The sequence below is a fragment of the Myxococcus sp. RHSTA-1-4 genome, from assembly GCF_020037125.1.
GTDB lineage: Bacteria > Myxococcota > Myxococcia > Myxococcales > Myxococcaceae > Myxococcus.
In genome coordinates, this window is record NZ_JAIQDG010000032.1 from 105,373 (window position 1) to 125,785 (window position 20,413).

Here is a 20,413-nt window from a genome sequence, read left to right on the forward strand (position 1 = left end):
CACCCTAGTCGAGATGGGCGGTGGAAATCATTCCCTCCGGACTCTTCGTCCAGGGCCACCCAGCCGGCGCCGGTGGCGCGCCGATCAGCTCGCGTCCTGCCTGGCAACGGGCGTGGCCGTGGGCGCGGGCTCCGGTGCCATGTCCCGGCCCAGGCAGTCCTGGCCCTCGGCGGGGCCTCGCGTGGTGTGCGGGCGGTACTCCCAGTGCCACGGCTCCGAGGCCACGGTGCGCCGGAAGCCGAAGCGGCACGCGTGGGAGGTGAGCCACTCATATGTGAACGAGGTGACGCCTCCCACGACGAGGTCCACCGCGAGGCCTCGCTGGTGGTTGGAGCGGCCGGGCCGCGCCGCCTTCGGCCCCAGTCCCTTGCGATAGCGCTCGTACAGCCAGCGCTGCTCCCTCCGCGAGCGGTAGCCGCTGGTGACACGCAGGAACACGCCCTCCTCGCGCGCCCGCGCGCTCATGCGCTGGAACGCGGCGGCGGCGGCATGATGGAGCAGCTCGCCGCCCTTGAGGCGGACGAACTTCGTGCTCTTCGCCTTCGGCCTTCGAAGCTTCTTCGCTTCTCCGGCGAGGGCGGCGGGCGCGATCAGACACACGAGGATGAGGACACCCCAGCGGAGAAACGCGAGCGGCATGTTGGATTCCGGCCGGTTGGCCAGGACATGACTCTCTCTCGTCCATTCCCGGAGGCAAGCAGGCGGGGAGGCGGGCGATTGCCTTCAGAACAGTCGGAGCTGCGCGTCCGGCGCGCTCCCGGGACGCCGCGGGAGCGTCTGGAAGCCATGGGCGCGGGCCCACTCCTCGCTGGGCCCCGCCCAGTGGTGCGCGTCCATCCGCACGTGGCCGCGCTCGTCGAACGCGACACCCTCCGCTTCCAGCAACTCACGCTGGCCGTGGCCCGACGTGCTGATGCCTCCAGTGCGGTTGATGATGCGCTGCCACGGCACCGTCCGGGCGCGTGCGCCGAGCGCGCCCAGCGCATGGCCCACGATGCGGGCATCGCAGCCGTCTCCGACGATGGTGGCGATGTCGCCATACGTGGCCACCTGGCCGTGCGGCACCTGCTCGGCGACGGTGTAGATGCGCTCGTAGAGCTCGCGCTCGTCGCGCGGTGGCGTGGACATGGCGCCCTCCTGGCCCGTGAAGGTCTCCCCGGCGGAATGCCGTGTAATGGGTTGGGCGTCAAGGGCACAACCGGGCGGGTGGGGTCTCCTGGACGTCCCGCGTCCAATGGAGTGTCCGGACGTCAGCCGCTCCGGGAGCCCAGCCCGGTGGCCTCGCCCGAGCGCAGCCGCTCGTGCAGCGTCTCCGTCAGCAGGTACCAGAACTGCACGTTGCCGAAGCTCAGGATGTCGCCGTCGCGCAGCACCGCCTCGCGTCCGCCCAGCGTCCGCGCGTTGAGGAAGGTGCCGTTGGTGGAGCCCAGGTCCTGCACGGTGCAGCGCTGCTGGGCTTCGTTCCAGCGCAGCTCCGCGTGCATCTTGGAGACGGACGGGTCGTCGATGACCAGGTCGCAGTCCATGCGCCGGCCGATGCGCAGCCGGTCCGTGGCCGCCAGCGGAGGCAGCGTGGCCACCCGCAGGTGTTCGAATTCGAACAGCAATGACAGCATTCCCTGCTCGATGACTTCGGGCGAGGCCATGTGCGTGGGAGCGAGCACGGCCGTGGCGGCCTCGGACGGTGGGCGCTGGATAAGCGCGAAGGGCCCGAGTTGCTGCTTGAAGGTGGAGGTAGGCAGGGTGGCGGCGAGCGCGCGCAGTTCCTGGACGGACAGCACGCGGGCAGCCTACCGGGTCGCGAGGCGTGCGCACAGTGCGGCCGACGATTCCCTGTACGGGTTTCATTGACCAACTTGTCAGTCGTTCCCTACATTGGGGCTTTCGTGGTGGGGGCCGGGCTCCGGGAGGAGCGCCGGCCCTCGATTTATTGAACCTGGGAGTGGTGGAACCAAGGAGCTGTCGATGGCAAGCGGGAGCGACAACATCCCGATGACCCCGTCCGGACTGCGCAAGCTGAAGGAGGAGCTGAAGCACCTCCAGTCCGTGGAGCGGGGGAAGATCTCGCGCGAGATCGAGGTCGCCCGCGCCCATGGCGACCTGCGCGAGAACGCCGAGTACCACGCGGCGAAGGAGAAGCAGTCGCACATCGAGGGCCGCATCCTGGACCTCAATGACTGGATTGCGCGCGCGGAGGTCATTGACCCCGCCAAACTGGGTGGCGACAAGGTCGTCTTCGGTGCGACCGTGGACCTCGTGGACACGGAGACGGACAAGCCCGTGACGTACCGCATCGTGGGCGAGCTGGAGGCCGACCTGAAGAAGCGGTGGATCGCCGTCACCTCGCCGGTGGCCCGCGCGCTGATTGGCAAGAAGGTGGGCGACATCGCCACCGTGCAGAGCCCGGGCGGCACGCGCGAGCTGGAGGTCACGAAGATCCGCTTCGAGGACCCGGACGACGGCACGCCGGCCGGAGAGAGCTGAGCCGATTTCCCTTCGGGGAGCTGCCGGGGGAGCGGGCACGGGCTCGCTCCCCCGGTCTCGTTTTCTGGGAGACGTCACCCCTGTTCCGTAGGATGAGCGACGAGACCCGCGCGTGAACCATCCGCTCGCCAGCCTCGTTGGACCTCTCCGGTATGCGTGCCAGCGCGACTTCGCGATGCTCGCCACCGTGAAAGGGCTGCGCCCGGTGCTGGAGCGCGCCCTTGCCGGGGCAAGTGGCGTGGATGCCCAGGCCCTGGCACACCTGCGCGCCGCGCTGCCCTATGTGGACGACCCCGCCCCCGAGCGCCGCAAGGCCGCGCTGCGGCGCGTGGTGGCCGGACTGAAGCTCAGCGGCGTGGTGCTTCCCGTGGAGCTGGAGGGCGTGACGGGTGGTGGGGGTGGAGCTCGCGCCGGAGCCCCATCCGAGGCGGAAACGGCCGCGCCGACGCTCCTGCGGGAAGGTGTGCTGGAGCCGGAAGCGAAGCCCCGGCCGCGCGCCACACCGGCCCAGGGCATCCCCAGGCCGCTGGTGCAAGACGGTGACTCCGGCACGACGCCGCCGGGCTATGTGCCTCCGTGGAAGTCCGTCGAGCCCCTGCCTCCGGCGCCCCGGGGGAAGTCCGCGCCCGTTACCAGCGCGCGCGGCCCTGGCGCCGCCCCTTCAACGCCCGGTGCTCCCGCGAAGGGCCCGGCCCGGGCGCCCAGGCAGGCCTCGCTCGTCGACACCGGCGTGGAGGCCACGCCCGGCGCGAAGACGCGGAAGGAGAAGGCGGAGCGGAAGAAGAAGCGCGAGGCGGCGGCCGAGGCGTCCCGCTCCGAGGCGAAGCTGCTGTCCATCGCCCCCCGCACGGGGCCGCTGTCCATGCCGCTGAAGTCGCTGGACAAGCGGCTCGGGCCCCGGCTGGTGTCCACCCTCAACAAGAAGGGGCTGCGCCGCCTCGGGGACATCCTCTTCCTGCTTCCGCGCTGCTACGAGGACCGCCGGCGGTTGAGCACCATCGCCGAGCTGGAGCCCGGCCAGCGCGGCGTCACCGTGGGCATCGTGAAGCTCGCGGACTTCGTGCCGAGCCGCCAGGGCCGGCGCATGTTCCGCGCCGTCGTGGGAGACCGCTCGGGCAGCATCGCCGCCACGTACTTCAACGCGGGCCCGTGGCTGAAGAGCCGCTTCACGGTGGGCAAGCGCATCGTCCTCTCCGGCGAGGTGCGCGCCACCATGAGCGGCCGGGAGATGGCCCACCCGGAGATAGAGCCCGCCGAGGACCTGGAGTCCTCCTCCGTCCACTTCAACCGCATCGTCCCCATCTACCCGGGCTTCGAGCGCGCCGAGCAGCGCTCCTTCCGCGACCTGGCCGCCCTCGTGGGGGAGAAGTACGCGCAGGCGCTGGAGGACCCGCTGCCCATGGACCTGCGCCGCCGCCTGGACCTGATGGGCCTGCCGGACGCGCTGCGCTTCATCCACTTCCCGCCCGGCGACGCGGACCTGGACGCGCTCGACACGCACCAGAGCCCCGCGCACCGGCGCCTCGCGTTCGACGAGCTGTTCTTCCTCCAGCTCGGCATGGCCCTCAAGCGCCAGGGCGTGAAGGCGGAGGAGGGCATCTCCTTCGACGTGTCCCCGTCCCGGCTGGACACCGCCCGCGCCGCGCTTCCGTTCCAGCTCACGGACGCCCAGGCGCGCGTGGTGCAGGAGATTGCCCGGGACATGGCGCGCCCGGAGCCCATGAACCGGCTGGTGCAGGGCGACGTGGGCAGCGGCAAGACGGCGGTGGCGATGATCTCCGCGCTCGTCGCCTTGCAGGACGGCTACCAGGTCGCCGTCATGGCACCCACGGAGATTCTCGCCGAGCAGCACGAGCGCAACTTCCGCAAGGTGCTGGAGCCGCTGGGCTACCGCGTGGGACTGGTGAGCGCGGCGGGCACGGCGAAGTCCAAGCGCGAGCGCCGCGACGCCGTGGCCCGCGGGGACATCCACCTGGCCGTGGGCACCCATGCGCTCATCCAGGACGACGTCGCCTTCAAGCGCCTGGGGCTCGTGGTCATCGACGAGCAGCACCGCTTCGGCGTCATCCAGCGCCACACGCTGATGAGCAAGGGGCCGAAGCCTGACGTGCTGGTGATGACGGCCACGCCCATTCCCCGCACGCTGGCCATGACGCTGTACGGGGACCTGGACCTGTCCGTCATCGACCAGCTCCCGCCGGGGCGCACGCCCATCAGCACGCGGGTCTTCACCGACAAGCAGCGCTCCCGCGTGTACGAGTCGGTGGCCTCCGAGCTGGCCAGGGGCCACCAGGCCTACGTCGTGTATCCGCTGGTGGAGGAGTCCGAGAAGCTCGACCTGCAGGACGCGACGCAGGGCGTGGAGAAGCTGCGGCAGGTGTTCCCCCAGGCCCGGGTGGGGCTGCTGCACGGCCGGATGAAGGGCGAGGAGAAGGACGCCGTCATGGAGGACTTCCGCGAGAAGCGGCTGGACCTCCTCGTCTGCACCACCGTGGTGGAGGTGGGCGTGGACGTGCCCAATGCCTCGGTGATGGTGGTGGAGCATGCCGAGCGCTTCGGCCTGTCGCAGCTCCACCAGCTCCGGGGCCGCGTGGGCCGTGGCGCGGCCGCGAGCTACTGCTTCCTGGTGGCCGGCGCCGCGCGCTCGTGGGAGTCCACCGAGCGCCTGGGCGTCATGGAGCGCAGCAGCGACGGCTTCGTCATCGCCGAGAAGGACCTGGAGATTCGAGGGCCCGGTGAGTTCCTGGGCACGCGCCAGAGCGGCCTGCCCGAGCTGGCCGTGGCCAACCTGGCGAGGGACGGCGACCTGCTGTCCATGGCCCAGTCGGAGGCCCGGCGCATCCTCGCGCAGGACCCCGACCTCGAGGCCCGGGAGCACCAGGGACTGGTGAAGGCGCTGGAGGAGCGGTGGGAAGGCCGCCTCGCCCTGGCCCGGGTGGGATGACTACTGTCATCCCATGGGCGATTGGGGACGTGCTCGATTCCTGGCCGACCGGGGCATCCGCGACCGGCGCGTGCTGGAGGCGATTGCCCGGCTGGAGCGCTCCGACTTCGTCCCGGAGCCTGCGCGCGGCGAGGCCATCGCGGACGTGCCCCTGCCCATCGGCCACGGGCAGACCATCAGCCAGCCCTACGTCGTGGCGCTGATGACCGAGGCACTCCAGCTCAAGGGACATGAGCGCGTGCTGGAGATAGGGACGGGGTCCGGCTACCAGACGGCGGTGCTCGCGCTGCTCTGCCGCGAGGTGTACACGGTGGAAATCGTCCCGCAGCTCGCCCTCTCGGCACGCAGGCTGCTGCGGCGGCTGGGCTTCGAGAACGTGTACTTCCGGTGCGGGGACGGCTCGCTGGGCTGGCCCGAGCAGGCGCCCTTCGATGACATCCTCGCCGCCGCCGCCCCCAGCGAGGTGCCCCTGGCGCTGCTGGCCCAGCTCCGGCGGGGCGGGCGCATGGTCCTCCCCGTGGGGCCCCTGGGGGGCGCCCAGGAATTGCTTCGAATCCAGCGCTCCCGGAAGGAGGGGGAGCTGCCCACCGTCGAGCGCCTGCTGTCGGTGCGCTTCGTCCCCATGACGGGGCAGGCCCATCCCACCGGGTGAGAGCGGCTTGGGTGGGGGCTGACCCGCCGCCAGCCTGCCCGCACGCCCATGGAGGGTCGGAAGTCGCGTTGCTCCCGAGAGCGGCGGCCCGCTAACGTTCGCGCACCATGATCATCTGCCCGCTGTGTGACCACGTTCAGCCCGAGGGGACCGAGTGCGACGTCTGTGGCCGGGTCTTCCCCGCGCCCGCGCCCGACGCGGCTCCCGTGGCGCCGCTGGCGGAGCTGGAGCTGACGCCCCACGCGGGCGGCCGCGCGCCGGTGCAGGTCGCCGCGCTGCCCGAGCTGGACCAGACACGCCAGAAGGCGGGCCCGGACCTTCCGGCCCAGGTGGTGCCCGACCTGGAGCTGACGCGCGCGGGGGACACCGGTGCCGTGCCGGTGGCGCCCCTGCTGGAGCTGGACACCGGCCGCGCGCAGGACGATGGCGTGCGCACCGCCGCCCCCACGGGCGCCGTCGTCTGCCGGTACTGCCGCAACGTGCAGGCGGATGGGTTGCTCTGCGACCGCTGTGGCATGCGGCTGCCCCGGGCGCGCCCGGCGGCGAACGCGGTGGCCGGTGCGAAGCGCCCCGGCGGGGACGATGAGCAGTGGACGGCCTGCCCCACGTGCCATACGCCGGTGCGGCCCGGGAAGGCCTGCGCGGAGTGCGGGACACGTTCCCAGGCGGAGGCTTGAGGACCCATGCCGGACTTTCGTGCGGAGTACGCGTGCAGCGAGGGTTGTGACTTCCGTGCCTCGCTGCTGGAGGTCGTATACCGGTGCCCGCGTTGCGGTGGGTTGCTGGAGGTGTCGCACGACGTGGCGGCCCTCCGCTCCGTGCCCGCGGCGGAGTGGAAGCGCCGCTTCGAGACGCGCTTCGGCTCGGCGCGGCTGCCGGATGGCTCGGGCGTCTGGGGGAAGCGCGAGTGGGCGTACCCGCAGCTCCCCACCGAGGACATCGTGTCCCTGGGCGAGGGGCGCGTGCCGCTCAAGCCGCTCCCGCGCATGGCCGCGGAGCTGGGGCTGGCGGCGTTGGATTTGAAGGAGTGCGGCGTCTCGCCGACGGGGAGCTTCAAGGACTGGGGGATGACGGTCCTGGTCTCCGCCGTGAAGCACATGCGCGCGAAGGGTGTGCCGCTGCGCGCGGTGGCGTGCGCGTCCACGGGGGACACGTCCGCGGCGCTCTCCGCCTACTGCGCGGCGGCGGGCATTCCCGCGGTGGTGTTCCTGCCGCGCGACAAGGTGTCGCTCGCGCAGCTCGTGCAGCCCATCGCCAACGGCGCGCGGGTGCTGTCGCTGGACACGGACTTCGACGGCTGCATGAAGCTGGTGCAGGCGGTGACGGCGGACACGGGGCTGTACCTGGCCAACTCGATGAACTCGCTGCGCATCGAGGGCCAGAAGATGGTGGCCGTGGAGCTGTGCCAGGACCTGGGCTGGGAGCCTCCCGACTGGGTGGTGATTCCGGGAGGCAACCTCGGCAACGCCAGCGCCCTGGGCAAGGGCTTCGAGCTGATGCTGGAGCTGGGACTCATCACCCGCCGGCCGCGCATCGCCGTGGCGCAGGCCCAGCGCGCGAATCCGCTGGCCCGCGCCTTCCGGGGCGGCTTCCGCGAGCTGCTGCCGATGCAGGCGGAGAAGACGCTGGCGTCCGCCATCCAGATTGGCAACCCGGTGTCCTTCAAGCGCGCGGTGCGCATCCTCAAGGCCTTCGATGGCGTGGTGGAGGAAGCCACCGAGTCCGAGCTGTCCAACGCGGCGGCGCGAGCGGACCGCGAGGGCACCTTCACCTGTCCGCAGACGGGCGTGGCGCTGGCGGCGCTGGAGAAGCTGGTGGCCCAGGGCGTGATTGCGCGGGGCTCGCGCGTGGCGGTGATTTCCACCGCGCACGGGCTGAAGTTCGCGGACTTCAAGGTGGGCTACCACCGCGGCACGCTGGCGGACGTGACGAGCCGCTACGCGAATCCACCGGTGGAGCTGCCCGCGAACCTGGACGCGGTGCGCGGCGCGCTGGCGGACCTGGGCTGAGCAGGTCCACCGAGGGGGCCCCGTGGAGCCGGGGCCCTCCGTGCCTCAGTCCGCGAGCAGCGGCACGCGCTTCTCGATGGTGAGGCCGAAGCCCGCGAGGCCGCGGTAGGTGATGTCCGTGTTGGTCATCACCTGGAGCGAGCGCACGCCCAGGTCGTTGAGGATCTGGCAGCCCATGCCCAGGTCTCTCGACTCCTGCGGACCGCGCGAGGGGCCGCTGCTGCCATCGCTGTGGCGCTTGTGGTGGATGCCGAAGTCGTCGCCGTGCATGCCGGGCAGGTACACGAGGACGCCGGTGCCCTCGCGGGCGATGCGCGCGAGCGCCTGGTCCAGCAGCACGTTGCAGTTGCAGGACGGGGAGCCGAACACGTCACCCATGGCGCACGCGGCATGCAGCCGCACCAGCGCGCTGGGCTTGGACGCGGGGTCGCCCTTCACGAGGACCAGCGACTTCGCGTTGTCCGGCAGCCACGAGTAGGTGAGGGCGGTGAACTCGCCGTAGCGGGTGGTGACGGTGTGCTGGCCGGGCTCGCGGCGCACCAGCCGGTCCTTGCGGCGGCGGTACTCGATGAGGTCGGCGATGGTGATGACCTTGAGGTTGTGCTGCCGGGAGAAGGCCAGCAGGTCCGGCATCCGCATCATGGTGCCGTCGTCCTTCACCAACTCGCAGAGGATGCCGGAGGGCTCCAGGCCCGCGAGGCGGGACAGGTCCACCGTGGCCTCGGTGTGGCCGGCCCGGCGCAGCACGCCGCCCTCGCGGTAGCGGAGCGGGAAGATGTGGCCGGGGCGCAGGAAGTCGTCCGCCTTGCTGTTCGGGTCCACCAGCGCGCGGATGGTCTTCGCGCGGTCCGCCGCGGACACGCCGGTGGAGGTGCCGTGCCGGTAGTCCACGGAGACGGTGAAGGCGGTGCGGTGGGACTCGGTGTTGTCCGCCACCATCTGCGGCAGGCGGAGCGCGTCCAGGCGCTCGGCCAGCATGGGCTGGCAGACGATGCCGCTGGTGTGGCGGACCATGAAGGCCAGGTGCTCCGGCGTCACCATCTCCGCCGCCATGATGAGGTCACCCTCGTTCTCGCGGTCCTCGTCGTCGGCGACGATGACGAACTTGCCGTCGCGGATGTCGCGGATGGCGTCCTCGATGGAGGAGAGCTGGGAGTCGTGACTCATGGACGTGTCGGTTCGCCGGGAGGGCTGCATGTCGGGGACGCTGTAGCGTGCGCGGCCCGGGCTCGCAAGGCAACCTGTTGGGAGCCCTGCGTCCCGGTGATGGAGGGGATGAGGCGGGCGTGGCTTCCCGGTGGGAGAGCGGGCGGCCGGGTGGGAGTCGTTGGAGCGCCGACGGTCGGCCGCAGGCCAGGGGGGCGACTCGACGGAGGGGGCGGGCTGAGGTAGGGTCCGCGCCCCGTGATGAGCGCCGATACCCAGGATTTGCGGACCCAGCTCGACCAGCTCCAGGAGAGCCTGTCCGTCCGTCAGAGCACGACGCACTTCGCCCACGCGGGCGTGTCCACCATCGCCGCCCTGCTGATTGGCGGGGCCGCGGGGAAGCTCTTCTACGACTCCCTCCGCACGCCGCTGCTGGCGTGGGGCGCGGCCCTGCTGTCGCTGGGGCTGCTGGTGTACGCGTTCAGCCGATACCGCTCGGGCCGCAAGGTGCTGACGGAGGAACTGAAGGGCTACGAGTCGATGCTGGAGCTGCGCCGCCAGCTCCGGCTGGACGACCCCGCCGCGCTGCTGCCCCGGTGAGCGCCGCGCGCAAGGCCGCCCGGAAGGGGCGGTTCATCGTCCTGGAGGGACTCGACGGTGCCGGCACCACCACACAGGTGGAGCGGCTGGCGGCCCTCCTGCGCGCGGAGGGGCACGGGGTGCTCACCACGCGTGAGCCTTCCGATGGGCCCGTGGGTACGCTGATTCGCCAGGCCCTCACAGGCCGGCTGGGGATGCCCGGCGGCGCGGGGCCGCTGGCGCAGGAGACGCTGGCGCTGCTGTTCGCGGCGGACCGGACGGACCACCTCACGGCGCGGGTGCTGCCGGCGCTGGCGGAGGGCAAGGTCGTCCTGTGTGACCGCTACGTGCTGTCGTCGCTCGCGTACCAGGGGGCATCGCTGCCCATGGAGTGGGTGGACGCGGTGAACGCGTGCGCGGTGTCGCCGGACCTGACGCTGTTCGTGGGCGTGGCGCCCGAGGTGGCGGCCCGCCGGCGCGCGGTACGGGGCGGGGCGCCGGAGCTGTTCGAGGCGGACGAGGCGCAGCGGCGGATTGCAAAGCAGTACATGGCCGCCATCAAGCTGCGCGCGAAGCGGGAGCGCATCGTCCACATCGACGGCGAGCAGGGCATCGAGGCCGTGACGGACGCGTCGATGAGGGAGATCCGCAAGCTGCTCGGCCGGAAGCGCTGAGCTAGAGTCCGGCCTCCCATGGAGCGCACCGGTGCAGCGGCGGTCATCATCGGAAACGAGGTCTTGACGGCGAAGGTCCAGGACCTGAACGGCCCCCACCTCATCAAGCGGCTGCGCGAGGTGGGCATCCCCCTGCACTCGATGGAAATCGTCCTGGACGACGTGGACGCCATCGTCAGCGCGGTGGCCCGGGCCCGGCAGCGGGCGCGCTACGTCTTCACCAGTGGAGGCATCGGCCCCACGCATGACGACGTCACGGTGCGCGCGGTGGCCCTGGCCATGGGCAGGCCCGTGGTGCGTCTGCCGGAGATGGTGGAGCTCATCACCGCGCGGGCGCCCGGCGGGAAGGTGACACCGGAGGGCATGCGGCTGGCGGACGCGCCGGAGGGCGCGGTGCTGATTCCCCAGGCGGGCACCTGGTACCCGGTGCTGACGGTGGACGACGTGTACCTGCTGCCCGGAGTGCCGCAGCTCTTCAGGATGCAGCTGGAGACGGTGCTTGGACGCCTGAGCGGCAATCCCGTGGTGCTGCGCTGCCTCTACCTGCGTCTGGGGGAGAGTGAGATCGCCGCCATCCTGGACCGTGTGGCGCTGGACATGCCGCACGTGGCCATCGGCTCCTACCCGGACTTCGACCCGGGCAAGGACTACCGGGTGAAGGTCACCGTGGAGTCCGCCGAGAGTGGGGCCGTGGACGACGCCCTGGAGCGAATCGTCGCTGGCCTGCCCGAGGGCGCGGTGGTGCGGCGGGAGTAGCGCCCGCCGCCCGCACCGCCCGGAGTGACTACAGCGCCAGCCCCAGCCGCTGGCGCAGCCGGAAGAAGTCATCCGTGAAGGACCAGCCCAGCAGGGTGCGCAGCCGCTCACCCTCGCGCACGGCCTGGAGCATGGGCTCCGGAGAGTCCAGCCGAGCGCCCGCGAAGTTGGGGTCCTCGCGCAGCACCATGCTCAGGCCCACGGACACGTCGCCGGCCATCAGCAGGCCCGCCCGGTCCGCCGAGTAGTCCAGCGCGTCCAGCCACGGCGCCAGCTCCACCTTCTGCGCGTCGCCCAGCGCCGATGCCGGAATCTCCAGCGCCTTGAGCGCCTTGCGCGAATACGCCTTGCGGAGCTGCTTCACCGCCTCATCGTTGCGCCGGCCCAGCGCGCTGAACTGCGGCGCGTGGATGCGGATGGAGTTGCCGAACAGGTCCGCCGTCTCGCCCTGCGACAGCTTCGCCAGCACCGCCGCCTTGTTCAGCAGGCCCAGCGCCGCGCGCCCGAGCAGGAACTTCTGCTCGCGCGCGTTGAAGCGCCGCACCACGTCCTGGCCGATGCACACCGACAACGGCTCCGTGGTCTCCAGCACCGCCAGCCCGCGCCGCGCCTGGTACGCCTCGAACTCCTCCACGCCGAACACCTGCGCCACCGCGCGCATCGCCTTGAACACCGCGGAGTCCGGCTTCAGCTTGTCCGCCTTCGGGTTGACGCCCACGATGTCGAAGCTCGGCGGGTGGACCTTCTCGAGCTGGTCGCCCACCGCGCGCAGCACCTCCAGCATCGGCCCGCGAGCCCCCGGGTGCAGCAGCACCGAGTCCACGTCCGTCGACGTCAGCGCCTCCCGTGCCTCCTGCGCCAGCTTCGTGCGGCCCTCCGTGTAGAAGGCCATCTCCACCTCGTTCGCCGAGCGCAGGAACTGCAGCACCGACGCCGCGCAGAAGGCCTTGTCGTTCTGCTTCAGGCCCACCCACAGCTTGAAGAGGGCGTGCAGGCTGTCCACCCGCGTCGGGTCCTGGCGGAGGAGCTGCCGGTGCTCCTCGATGGCCATCGGCACGGACGTGGTGTCCCGCGCGTACAGCTCCGCGAGCGCCGCGCGCGCCGCGAGGTTGGTGCCGTCCGAATCCACCACCTGCCGGTAGATGGCCGTGGCCCGCGCCGGCTCGGCCAGCGGCCCGGCGTAGAGGTCCGCCACCCGCATCCGCAGCGTCGCGGCCCGCTTGGGGTCCACGGCAGCCTGCGCCTGGGCCTGCACCTCCAGGAGCTGCGCCAGCTCCGGCAGGTTGCGGGCGCGCTCGTAGAGCACCACCAGCCGGTCCACCAGCGCCGGGTTGCCCGGCGACAGCTCCAGCGCGCGACGGTAGAGCGGGGTGGCCGCCGCCGCGTCACCCAGGCCTTCGTCATAGGTGCGCGCGAGCTCCAGCGTGAAGCGCGCCCGGGCCTCCACCGGCAGCTCCTGCTGCAGGAGCTTGTGCAGGCAGTCCACCGCGCCCGCCCAGTTGCGGCCCTGCGCGTGCAGCGCGGCCAGCCGCTCCAGCGCCTCCAGGTGGCGGGGCAGGGTGGCCAGCACCGTCTGGAGGTGGGCCGCGGCCCGGCCCGCGTCGTTCAGGTGCGTGGCGTACAGCGTGCCCAGCGTCAGGTGGAGCTGCGCCAGGACGCGCGGGTCTCCGCCCTGCTGCACGCGCTGGCTCAGCATCACCGCCGCCTCGGCGTACTGCTGCGCCTCCAGCAGCAGCGAGCCCCGCAGCTCCAGCGCCTCTCCGAAGCCCGGCTGCGCGGCCAGCGCCTTCTCCAGCAGCGCCAGCGCCCGGGGCCGGTCATTCAACGCCGTGTGGTACAGGCGCGCCGCCGCGACGAAGGCCGTCGCCGCCGCCGGGCCATCCTTCAGCGCCAGCTTCGCCTCGCCGCGCCGCTCCTGCAGCGCCGCCAGGTCCGCCGAGCCGCCGCGCTGCGCGAGCAGCTCCTCCAGGCCCGCCTGCGCGCCCGGGTGCAGCGGGTCCTTCTCCAGCGCCTGCCGGTACAGGGCCGCCGCGCCGTCCGAGTCTCCCTGCCGTCCCGCCGCCAGCTTCGCCGCGGCGAGGAGCGCGTCGATGGCGCCGCGCGGGTCCTTGCTGGCGCGGGCCTCGGCCTCCAGGGCGGCGCGCGCCCCAGCCACGTCGCCGCGCTTGAGCGCCACGCGCCGAGCGCCCTGCAACGCCGGCAGGCACTGCGGCTGCAGCTCCAGCGCCTGACGGTAGAGGGCCGCCGCGCGCTCCAGGTCGTTGAAGCGCCCGTCCGCGAGCTCGGCCGTGCGCAGCAGCATCTCCAGCGCCTCGTCGGCGTCCTGCGCCGCCGCCAGCCGCATGGTGTAGAGGCGGGCCAGCCCCGAGGCGTCTCCGGCCTGCCGCAGCCCGCGCTCCAGCACGAAGGCCAGCCGGCCGTCGCCCGGGTCGGCCTCGAAGGCGCGCTTGTACGCCTCCAGCGTGCCCTCGGCGGGGCTCTTGTCCAGATCCAACGCGGCGGACAGGCGCAGCGCCGTGGCCAGTCGCGGGTCATTCACGCGCTCGGCGATGCGCTGGCGCAGCTCGGCGCGGCGGGGACGGTCGGCGGCGCGGATGCGCTCCAGCAGCGTGAGGGCCGTGAGGTTGCCCGGGTCCAGCGTCAGCACCGCCTCGCTGCACTGGGCCGCGCGCGACGGCTCGTGGAAGCGGTCCAGGTACAGCCGAGCCAGCTTCAGGTACGCCGTCACCTTGGCCGCGGGCGTGCCGCCCACCTGCGTCTCGCGGTCCAGGATGGCGACCAGTTCCTTCACGTTGTCCTGCGCCAGATACAGCCGCTCCAGGGCGCGCAGCGTGGCGGCGTGGCCCGGCGTCAGGCGCAGCACCTCCTGGTACGTCTCGATGGCCAGCTCCGGCCGATGGAGCTGGTCCTCCCAGATGGTGGCCGCCTGGTAGAGGGCGTTGGCGCGCTCCAGCGGGTCCGTGCGGTTGGCGGCCTCGGCGCGCAGCACCTCCACCAGGCTCTCCCACGCGCCGTTCAGCCGGTAGATGCGGGCCAGCGCGCGCAGCGCCGGGAAGTAGCTGGGCGCCAGCATCAGCGCCTCCTGGTAGGAGGCGATGGCCTCGTTCTCCTGCTGCAGGCGCTGCTCGTACAGCTCGCCAATCTTGTAGATGAGCGCCGCGGCCTGGTCGGTGGAGACGGAGGTCTCCGACTCCGCCCGGTACATGTCGATGAGCTTCTCCCACCGGCCGTCCTGCGCGTACAGCCGGCCCAGCGCCTTGAGCGCGGGCAGGTAGGACGGGGACAGCGCCAGCACGCGCTCATACGCGGAGATGGCGCCCACGCGGTCCTTCAGATTCTCATCGAGAATCTCCGCGTTGCGGTGCAGCAGCGACAGCACCTGCTTGGTGTCGCCCGCGAGCGACGCCTCCAGATCATTCGTCTCCAGCAGCTCGCGGTAGCGCCCGGCCCGCTCGTACAGCCGCGCCAGGTTGCGGATGGTGGGCAGGTGGTCCGACGCCAGGTCGAGGATGCGCTTCATGCACTCGATGGCGTGGTCCAGGTCCCCCAGCCGGTCCTCGTACACCACCGCCATCTTGTTCAGCGTGGTGATGAGCTGATCCCTGTCCGAGGTCTGGATGAGGTCCTGCTCGTACATGGCCACCAGCTCGGCGAAGCGGCCCTGGCGCTCGTAGAGGCGGGTGAGGGCCTTCTGCGCGGGGAGGTAACCGGGCTGGAGCTGGAGGCAGGTGTTGTAGCGGGCAATGGCGTCCTCCTGCCGGCCCAGCCGCTCCTCCAGGATTTCCGCCGCCTTGTACATGCGGGCGGCCTTCTGCTTCGCGTCCTCGGCGGCGGCCACCTCCGCGTCGAAGACGGAGACCAGCCCCTCCCAGTTCTGCATCCGGTAGTACAGCTTGCCCAGGCCCGCGAGCGCCGCCGCGTGGCCGGGGATGCGCGCGACAATCGCCTGGTAGCGCGCCGCCGCGTCCGCCTCGCGCTTCAGCGTCTCCTCGTACAGCGCGGCCAGCCGGAGGTTGGTGGCCACCAGCTCGCTCTCGTCATTGAGCGAGCCCACGCGCGCCAGCAGCACGTCCGCCAGCTCCTCGTAGCGCCCCTGGGCCTCGTAGATGCCGGCCAGCTCGCTCAGCACCAGCGGCTCGTGGGGCGCCACGCTGCGCGCGTCCAGCAGCGCGGCCAGCGCCTCCTCCTTGCGGCCCGCGCGCTCGCACACCTTGGAGATCTGCAGGTACGCGGGCGCGGCCTGCGCGCCCAGGGCGGTGGCCTCCGCGGCCAGCACGTCCAGCAGCTCGTCGGTCCGGCCCTCACGCTCGGCCAGCCGCTTCATGGCGGCGAGCAGCTGCAGGTCCGACTTGTCGAGGGCGAAGGCCTCGCGGAAGAGGGACGCGGCGGCGTCGCGCTGCTTGAGGCGCTCCTCCAGCAGCAGGCCCGCGGCGGTGAGGTAGTGCGCCCGCAGCGACGGCTGCTGCACGGCGTAGGACAGCAGCCGGTACACCTCCACCAGCGCGGGCGCGTCGTTGCGCGTGGCGTAGACGGACTCGAGCTGGGTGAGGATGACGACGTCGGTGGGGCGGCGCTCCAGGCACAGCCGCAGGCAGGCGGTGGACTCCTCGTCCCGGGACAGGCGCTCCTGGAGGATGATGCCCTTCTCGAAGAGGAGCGCCGCCTGGAGGCGGGTGTCCTCGGTGGCGGCCAGCTCCGCGTCGAGGAGCTGGATGACCATCTGCCAGTTGCCCACGTCCGCGAAGAGGCGGCGCGCGGCGCGGATGTTGACGAGGTACTTCGGCGCCAGCTTGTAGGCGCTCTGGAAGGCCACGGCCGCGTTGCGCGGGTTCTTCAGCGGCTCCTCCCAGAGCAGGCCCACCTCGTGGAAGAGGAGGGCGGCGGCCTGCGGCTCCGTGGCGCTCAGGGCCTTCGCCTCGCGCTCCAGCGAGGCGATGCGCTCGCGGGCCTCGTCCTCGGCGCTGGTGTTGGGCGCGGGGAGCTGGGTGGCGGCCTGGGCGAGCGTCTCGCCGGCTGTCTGTGCCGGCTTCGCGGGTGCCCCGGGCAGGGGCGGCGAGGCGACGGGGACAGGGGGCCGCGGGACGTCGTTGTGCTCACTCATGGAAGGCCGACTCCGGTGGCCAGGACAAGGGAGGAGAGACTGGCCGCCGCCGGTCGTAACACGCGCTTGGCCGGTCTCTCAACTTCCCGACTTTCCTGGCGATTTGGGTGGCAGCACACCCAGGAGGCGGGCGGGCGGCGCCTCCTGCCTGTGACATGGCAGGTTACGCCCGGGCGCCGCCGGTGACGTCGCGCGCTACAGCCGGACCCGGGTGGCCGTGCCTCTGCGCCGACATGTGTCTGGGATTGCCGCTCCGAAAAGCCCCGACAATCCTGGCATTCCCGCTGCATCACCGTGGCGGGCAGTCCCCTCGCGGCGGTCCTCTTTGCATCCAGCCCCGCGCTCGCGGGTGAGACGCGGCTCGCGGCGTATCTGCCTCGCGTGGAGGCCCAGCCGGCCGCGACCGCGGAGTGCTCCGATCCCCGGACCGACCTGTTCAAGGCCGCCGAGGCGGCCGGCGTCCCCATCAACCACGAGCAGACGGTGACGGCCACCGCCGAGGGCATCACCTTCGCGGGCACCAGCATCGCTGGCTTCGAGCAGGTCCCCGCCACCCGGTTCCCCGAGGGCGTGGACGTCGGCTTCATCTACCTGGACGCCCCCGAGACGGGCATCCCCACGGGCTTCTACCGTCTGAACGCCCACGCGAACCGGGAGGATGTGCGCCTGGGGACCTACCCGGGCACCGTCGGCCTCATCTCCGGGGACGGCAAGGAGGTCGCCCGCGTTCCCGCCACCATGGATACCTTTTCCATGGAGGTGCCCGAGGCGCTCCCCTTCCCGCGGACGCTGATGGATGCGCGCATCGCGGTCCAGAACCCCAGGGACACCCTGGACCGCATCATCATCATCGTCATCCAGTGCCCGAACGGGACGACCATCGTCATCATCCTCCACTAAGCGGAGGTCTGGCTTTCTGGCCGCGCCGCGGGTGACGCGGCCCGGAGCCTCGGGAATCCTCTCCCGAGGCTCCGGGCCCTTGCCGTTGATGACGTACGGCTCACCCGGTCCGGCCGGTCACCTCGCGCGCCTCGAGGCGCCGCATGCAGGCGTTCAGGTGCCGCGCCATGACCTCGACGTGGGGCGGCTCGATCATCGTCTGGTGGTTGCCGGGCACATGGATGAGCTCCAGGCCGCCCCGGACGAGCTGTTGCCAGGGCTGCTCGGGATGCAGGGGATGCGGCGGGACGTACTCCGAGGCGCGGAGATAGACAGCCGGGCCCTCGTAAGGGCGGGGCTGGTAGCCGAAGAGGGCGCGCATGTGGGCCTTCCAGACCGCGAGGAAGGTCTGGAGGTCCACCAGGGAGAAGGACTCCTCGACGACGCCTCCCGCCCGGGCCCGGCGCAGCACCTCGAGCATCTGCTCATGCGGCGCGAGGCTTCGCAGATGCTGCGTCAGCTCGGAGGAGGCGTCTCCGAACGAGGCCGCGAGCAATGCGGCATCATCCTCGAACCGGGTGGGCATCTGCCCCGGGCCCGGCGTGTCCAGGAAGACGAGCAGCTCCGGGGCAATCCCCAGCTCCCGCAGGCGCTGCGCCATCTCGTACGCGATGGCACCGCCCATGGACAGGCCCACCAGGTAGTAGGGCGGCCGGGGCAGGTGCTGGAGCAGCGAGCCCAGGTGGAGGGACGCGAGCAACTCGAGGCTCTCCAGCGGCTCGCATTCACCATTCACGCCGGGGGCCTGGAAGCCGTAGACGGTTCGCTCGGGCCCCAGCGCGCGCACCAGGTCCTGGTAGCAGAAGACGGTTCCACCAATCGGGTGCACGCACAGCAGCGGCGGCAGGTTGGAGCGCCCCTGCTGGAGAAGGACGAGACTCCCCGGCAGTGAGGACGCGTTCCCGGTGCCCACGGCCCCTGCCGTGCCCGAACCGGTCATCTCCTCGAGCCACCGCGCGAGCGAGGCCACCGTCGGACTCTGGAAGAGCACCTGCAACGGGACCTTCAACGCGAAGCGCTCGGACATCTTCGCGACGAGCTGCGCGGCAAGGAGGGAGTGTCCTCCAAGGTCGAAGAAGCTGGCCGTCACGCTGACCGACTGGCGGCCCAGCACCTGGGCCCAGAGCTCCGCCAGCTCCTGTTCGAGCGGTGTCCTCGGTGCCGTCGTGGTGGCGGTGTCCTCCTCGGCATCCTGGGGACGCGGCAGCGCCTTGCGGTCGAGCTTTCCGTTGGCGGAGAGGGGGAGTGCGTCGAGAAGAACGAAGGCCGAGGGCACCATGTGGCCTGGAAGCAGCGACACCAGGTGCTCACGGAGAGAGGCCGCGGAGGAGTTCGCGGCGGCATAGGCGACCAGGCGCTTGTCACCGGGAACGTCCTCGCGAACGAGGACGAGGGCCTGACGGACGGAGGGGTGCTGGAGGAGTGCGGACTCGACTTCACCCAGCTCGATGCGGAAGCCGCGCAGCTTGACCTGGTTGTCGCGGCGGCCGACGAAGTCGAGGGAGCCGTCATGGCGCCTGCGCACCAAATCGCCGGTGCGGTAGAGGCGTGCGCCTGGGGAGGAGGAGAAGGGGTGGGGGACGAAGCGCTCGGCGGTGAGCTCGGGCCTGTCCCAGTAGCCCCAGGCCAGGCCGTCGCCGCCGACGAAGAGCTCGCCTGTGACGCCGGTGGGCACGGGCTGGAGCGCGGCGTCGAGCACGTAGGCGGTGCTGTTGGAGATCGGCTGGCCGATGGACACGGTGGGTGCGTCCGGCTCGACGTGGGAGACCTGGAACCCCGTGCTGAACGTGGTGTTCTCCGTGGGGCCGTAGACGTGCAGCAGTCGCTCGGGAGCGCCGTGGGCCAGCACCTGGCGGACGCACGCCGGGTCCACGGCCTCGCCGCCGAAGAGCAGGCCGCGCAGGCCCTGGAAGGCGGAAGGGGACGTGCGCGCGACGTGATTGAAGAGCGCGGTGGTGAGGAAGAGGGCGGTGATGCGCTCCTCCCGGAGGTGCCGGGCGAGGAGGGAGGGCTCGAGGACGTCGTCCTTGTCGAGGATGACGAGGGTGGCGCCGTTGAGCAGCGCGCCCCAGAGCTCGAAGGTGGAGGCGTCGAACGAGACGGTCGCGACCTGGGCCACGCGGTCCTCCGGCCCCAGAGGCAGGTAGTCGGCCTCGAGCACCAGCCGGCAGACGCCCCGGTGCGGGACGCACACTCCCTTGGGCTGCCCGGTCGACCCCGATGTGTAGATGACGTACGCGAGGTCCTCGGCAGTGGACTCACCGGCCGGGAGCGGAGCGCCCGGATGGTCGGAGGCCTCGAGCGTGTCGACGTGGATGAGCTCGCCGCTTCCGGGAGGAACACGACTGGCGAGGGAGCTGTGCGTCACGATTCGTTGCAGTCGTGAGTCCCGAGCCATGAAGGAGAGGCGTTCGGCGGGATAGTCCGGGTCGAGAGGGACGTAGGCACCACCGGCCTTGAGGATGGCGAGGAGTGCGACGACGAGGTCGATGGAGCGAGGGAGACAGACGCCCACCTGGGGCCGTGCCCTGCCGACGCCGTGAGTACGAAGCAGCCGAGCCAGGCGGTTGGCGCGTGCGTCGAGCTGGGCATAGGAGAGTGCGAGAGCGCCGTGCTGCACGGCGATGGAGTCGGGGCGCGAGGCCACCTGGGCCAGGAAGAGCTGGGGGATGGAGGCGTCGGAGGGGTAGGCGCGCGAGGTGTCGTTCCAGTCGAAGAGGAGCTGGCGGCGCTCGTCCGGAGAGAGGAAGTCGAGCAGGCCGACAGGCAAGTCGGGAGACTGGACGAGGGAGTGCAGGAGCTGCGCGTAGTGGGCGGCCATCCGCTGCACGGTGCGCGGGGTGAAGAGGGCGAGGGCGTACTCGAAGGTGGCGCTCAGCCCCTCGGGGCCCTCCTCCAGGGAGAGGGTGAGGTCGAACTTGGAGGTGTGGGTGTGCAGCTCGAGGGCTTCCGAGAGGAGGCCGGGAAGCTGGGGCAGCGCGCCGGGGGCATTCTGCAAGGCGAACATCACCTGCACGAGGGGGCCGTGGCTCAGGGAGCGCTCGACGTGCAACTCCTCGACGAGCTTCTCGAAGGGGAGCTCCTGGTGGGAGTAGGCGTCGAGGCAGCAGTCGCGGACGCGCTGGAGGA

General features: G+C 71.6%; 15 protein-coding genes. 9 read left to right on the plus strand and 6 right to left on the minus strand.

The features are described from left to right. Nucleotides 1–84 precede the first annotated feature (84 nt). The 3 genes from K8638_RS34305 to K8638_RS34315 form a co-directional block, all read right to left on the minus strand. Nucleotides 85–639 carry a D-alanyl-D-alanine carboxypeptidase family protein gene (locus K8638_RS34305; RefSeq protein WP_223758910.1) on the minus strand — a complete coding sequence of 185 codons (555 nt, stop codon included), beginning with the start codon at nucleotides 637–639 and terminating at the stop codon, nucleotides 85–87. Between the two features lie 84 nt (nucleotides 640–723). Beyond that, on the minus strand, nucleotides 724–1,128 hold the full coding sequence (locus tag K8638_RS34310; RefSeq protein ID WP_223758911.1) for an MGMT family protein: 405 nt from the start codon (nucleotides 1,126–1,128) through the stop codon (nucleotides 724–726). Between the two features lie 122 nt (nucleotides 1,129–1,250). Then, nucleotides 1,251–1,781: an FHA domain-containing protein gene (locus tag K8638_RS34315; protein ID WP_223758912.1), complete on the minus strand. Its 531-nt coding sequence runs from the start codon at nucleotides 1,779–1,781 to the stop codon at nucleotides 1,251–1,253. A gap of 184 nt (nucleotides 1,782–1,965) precedes the next feature. On the opposite strand from K8638_RS34315, the gene greA reads away from it, so the two are divergent. The 5 genes from greA (at nucleotide 1,966) to thrC (ending at nucleotide 8,089) form a co-directional block, all read left to right on the plus strand. Continuing rightward, the gene (gene greA, locus K8638_RS34320; protein WP_223758913.1) at nucleotides 1,966–2,484 is read left to right on the plus strand and encodes a transcription elongation factor GreA; all 519 of its coding nucleotides are present in this window, start codon (nucleotides 1,966–1,968) and stop codon (nucleotides 2,482–2,484) included. A 112-nt stretch (nucleotides 2,485–2,596) separates the two neighbouring features. Further along, on the plus strand, nucleotides 2,597–5,428 hold the full coding sequence (gene recG, locus K8638_RS34325) for an ATP-dependent DNA helicase RecG (RefSeq protein ID WP_223758914.1): 2,832 nt from the start codon (nucleotides 2,597–2,599) through the stop codon (nucleotides 5,426–5,428). Nucleotides 5,429–5,441: 13 nt separating this feature from the next. Then, nucleotides 5,442–6,080 (plus strand): protein-L-isoaspartate(D-aspartate) O-methyltransferase, encoded by a 639-nt coding sequence (locus K8638_RS34330; RefSeq protein ID WP_223758915.1) that lies wholly within the window; start codon nucleotides 5,442–5,444, stop codon nucleotides 6,078–6,080. A gap of 107 nt (nucleotides 6,081–6,187) precedes the next feature. Beyond that, nucleotides 6,188–6,757 carry a hypothetical protein gene (locus K8638_RS34335; protein WP_223758916.1) on the plus strand — a complete coding sequence of 190 codons (570 nt, stop codon included), beginning with the start codon at nucleotides 6,188–6,190 and terminating at the stop codon, nucleotides 6,755–6,757. Nucleotides 6,758–6,763: 6 nt separating this feature from the next. Next, the gene (thrC, locus tag K8638_RS34340; RefSeq protein ID WP_223758917.1) at nucleotides 6,764–8,089 is read left to right on the plus strand and encodes a threonine synthase; all 1,326 of its coding nucleotides are present in this window, start codon (nucleotides 6,764–6,766) and stop codon (nucleotides 8,087–8,089) included. A gap of 45 nt (nucleotides 8,090–8,134) precedes the next feature. Here the strand turns inward: thrC and ribB are convergent, their stop codons facing one another. Beyond that, complete coding sequence (ribB, locus tag K8638_RS34345) at nucleotides 8,135–9,286, minus strand: 3,4-dihydroxy-2-butanone-4-phosphate synthase (protein ID WP_370644198.1); 1,152 nt, start codon at nucleotides 9,284–9,286, stop codon at nucleotides 8,135–8,137. Between the two features lie 210 nt (nucleotides 9,287–9,496). Between ribB and K8638_RS34350 the strand changes: the two genes are divergently transcribed. The 3 genes from K8638_RS34350 to K8638_RS34360 are packed head-to-tail and all read left to right on the plus strand — an operon-like array spanning nucleotide 9,497 to nucleotide 11,244. Further along, the gene (locus K8638_RS34350) at nucleotides 9,497–9,835 is read left to right on the plus strand and encodes a hypothetical protein (RefSeq protein ID WP_223758919.1); all 339 of its coding nucleotides are present in this window, start codon (nucleotides 9,497–9,499) and stop codon (nucleotides 9,833–9,835) included. Next, nucleotides 9,832–10,488, plus strand: a complete 657-nt coding sequence (gene tmk / locus K8638_RS34355) for a dTMP kinase (protein WP_223758920.1) — start codon at nucleotides 9,832–9,834, stop codon at nucleotides 10,486–10,488. Before K8638_RS34350 ends, tmk begins: the two co-directional genes overlap by 4 nt. Nucleotides 10,489–10,506: 18 nt before the next feature. Beyond that, nucleotides 10,507–11,244, plus strand: coding sequence for a molybdopterin-binding protein (locus tag K8638_RS34360; RefSeq protein ID WP_223758921.1), 738 nt, complete (start codon nucleotides 10,507–10,509; stop codon nucleotides 11,242–11,244). 28 nt (nucleotides 11,245–11,272) lie between these two features. Here the strand turns inward: K8638_RS34360 and K8638_RS34365 are convergent, their stop codons facing one another. Then, on the minus strand, nucleotides 11,273–16,345 hold the full coding sequence (locus K8638_RS34365; RefSeq protein WP_223758922.1) for an Adventurous gliding motility protein K: 5,073 nt from the start codon (nucleotides 16,343–16,345) through the stop codon (nucleotides 11,273–11,275). Between the two features lie 294 nt (nucleotides 16,346–16,639). Between K8638_RS34365 and K8638_RS34370 the strand changes: the two genes are divergently transcribed. Beyond that, complete coding sequence (locus tag K8638_RS34370) at nucleotides 16,640–17,245, plus strand: hypothetical protein (RefSeq protein ID WP_223758923.1); 606 nt, start codon at nucleotides 16,640–16,642, stop codon at nucleotides 17,243–17,245. Between the two features lie 100 nt (nucleotides 17,246–17,345). Here K8638_RS34370 and K8638_RS34375 read toward each other — a convergent pair. Then, the coding region (locus K8638_RS34375; protein WP_223758924.1) for an amino acid adenylation domain-containing protein at nucleotides 17,346–20,413 on the minus strand (3,068 nt) is incomplete at its 5' end.

What these genes read in the sequence shown, in the direction of transcription:
- ribB (WP_370644198.1), bottom strand. Translation starts at nt 9,286, where the DNA reads ATGCAGCCCTCCCGGCGAACCGACACGTCCATGAGTCACGACTCCCAG.
- K8638_RS34365 (WP_223758922.1), bottom strand. Translation starts at nt 16,345, where the DNA reads ATGAGTGAGCACAACGACGTCCCGCGGCCCCCTGTCCCCGTCGCCTCG.
- thrC (WP_223758917.1), top strand. Translation starts at nt 6,764, where the DNA reads ATGCCGGACTTTCGTGCGGAGTACGCGTGCAGCGAGGGTTGTGACTTC.
- greA (WP_223758913.1), top strand. Translation starts at nt 1,966, where the DNA reads ATGGCAAGCGGGAGCGACAACATCCCGATGACCCCGTCCGGACTGCGC.
- K8638_RS34330 (WP_223758915.1), top strand. Translation starts at nt 5,442, where the DNA reads ATGGGCGATTGGGGACGTGCTCGATTCCTGGCCGACCGGGGCATCCGC.
- K8638_RS34310 (WP_223758911.1), bottom strand. Translation starts at nt 1,128, where the DNA reads ATGTCCACGCCACCGCGCGACGAGCGCGAGCTCTACGAGCGCATCTAC.
- K8638_RS34335 (WP_223758916.1), top strand. Translation starts at nt 6,188, where the DNA reads ATGATCATCTGCCCGCTGTGTGACCACGTTCAGCCCGAGGGGACCGAG.
- K8638_RS34305 (WP_223758910.1), bottom strand. Translation starts at nt 639, where the DNA reads ATGCCGCTCGCGTTTCTCCGCTGGGGTGTCCTCATCCTCGTGTGTCTG.
- K8638_RS34350 (WP_223758919.1), top strand. Translation starts at nt 9,497, where the DNA reads ATGAGCGCCGATACCCAGGATTTGCGGACCCAGCTCGACCAGCTCCAG.
- K8638_RS34360 (WP_223758921.1), top strand. Translation starts at nt 10,507, where the DNA reads ATGGAGCGCACCGGTGCAGCGGCGGTCATCATCGGAAACGAGGTCTTG.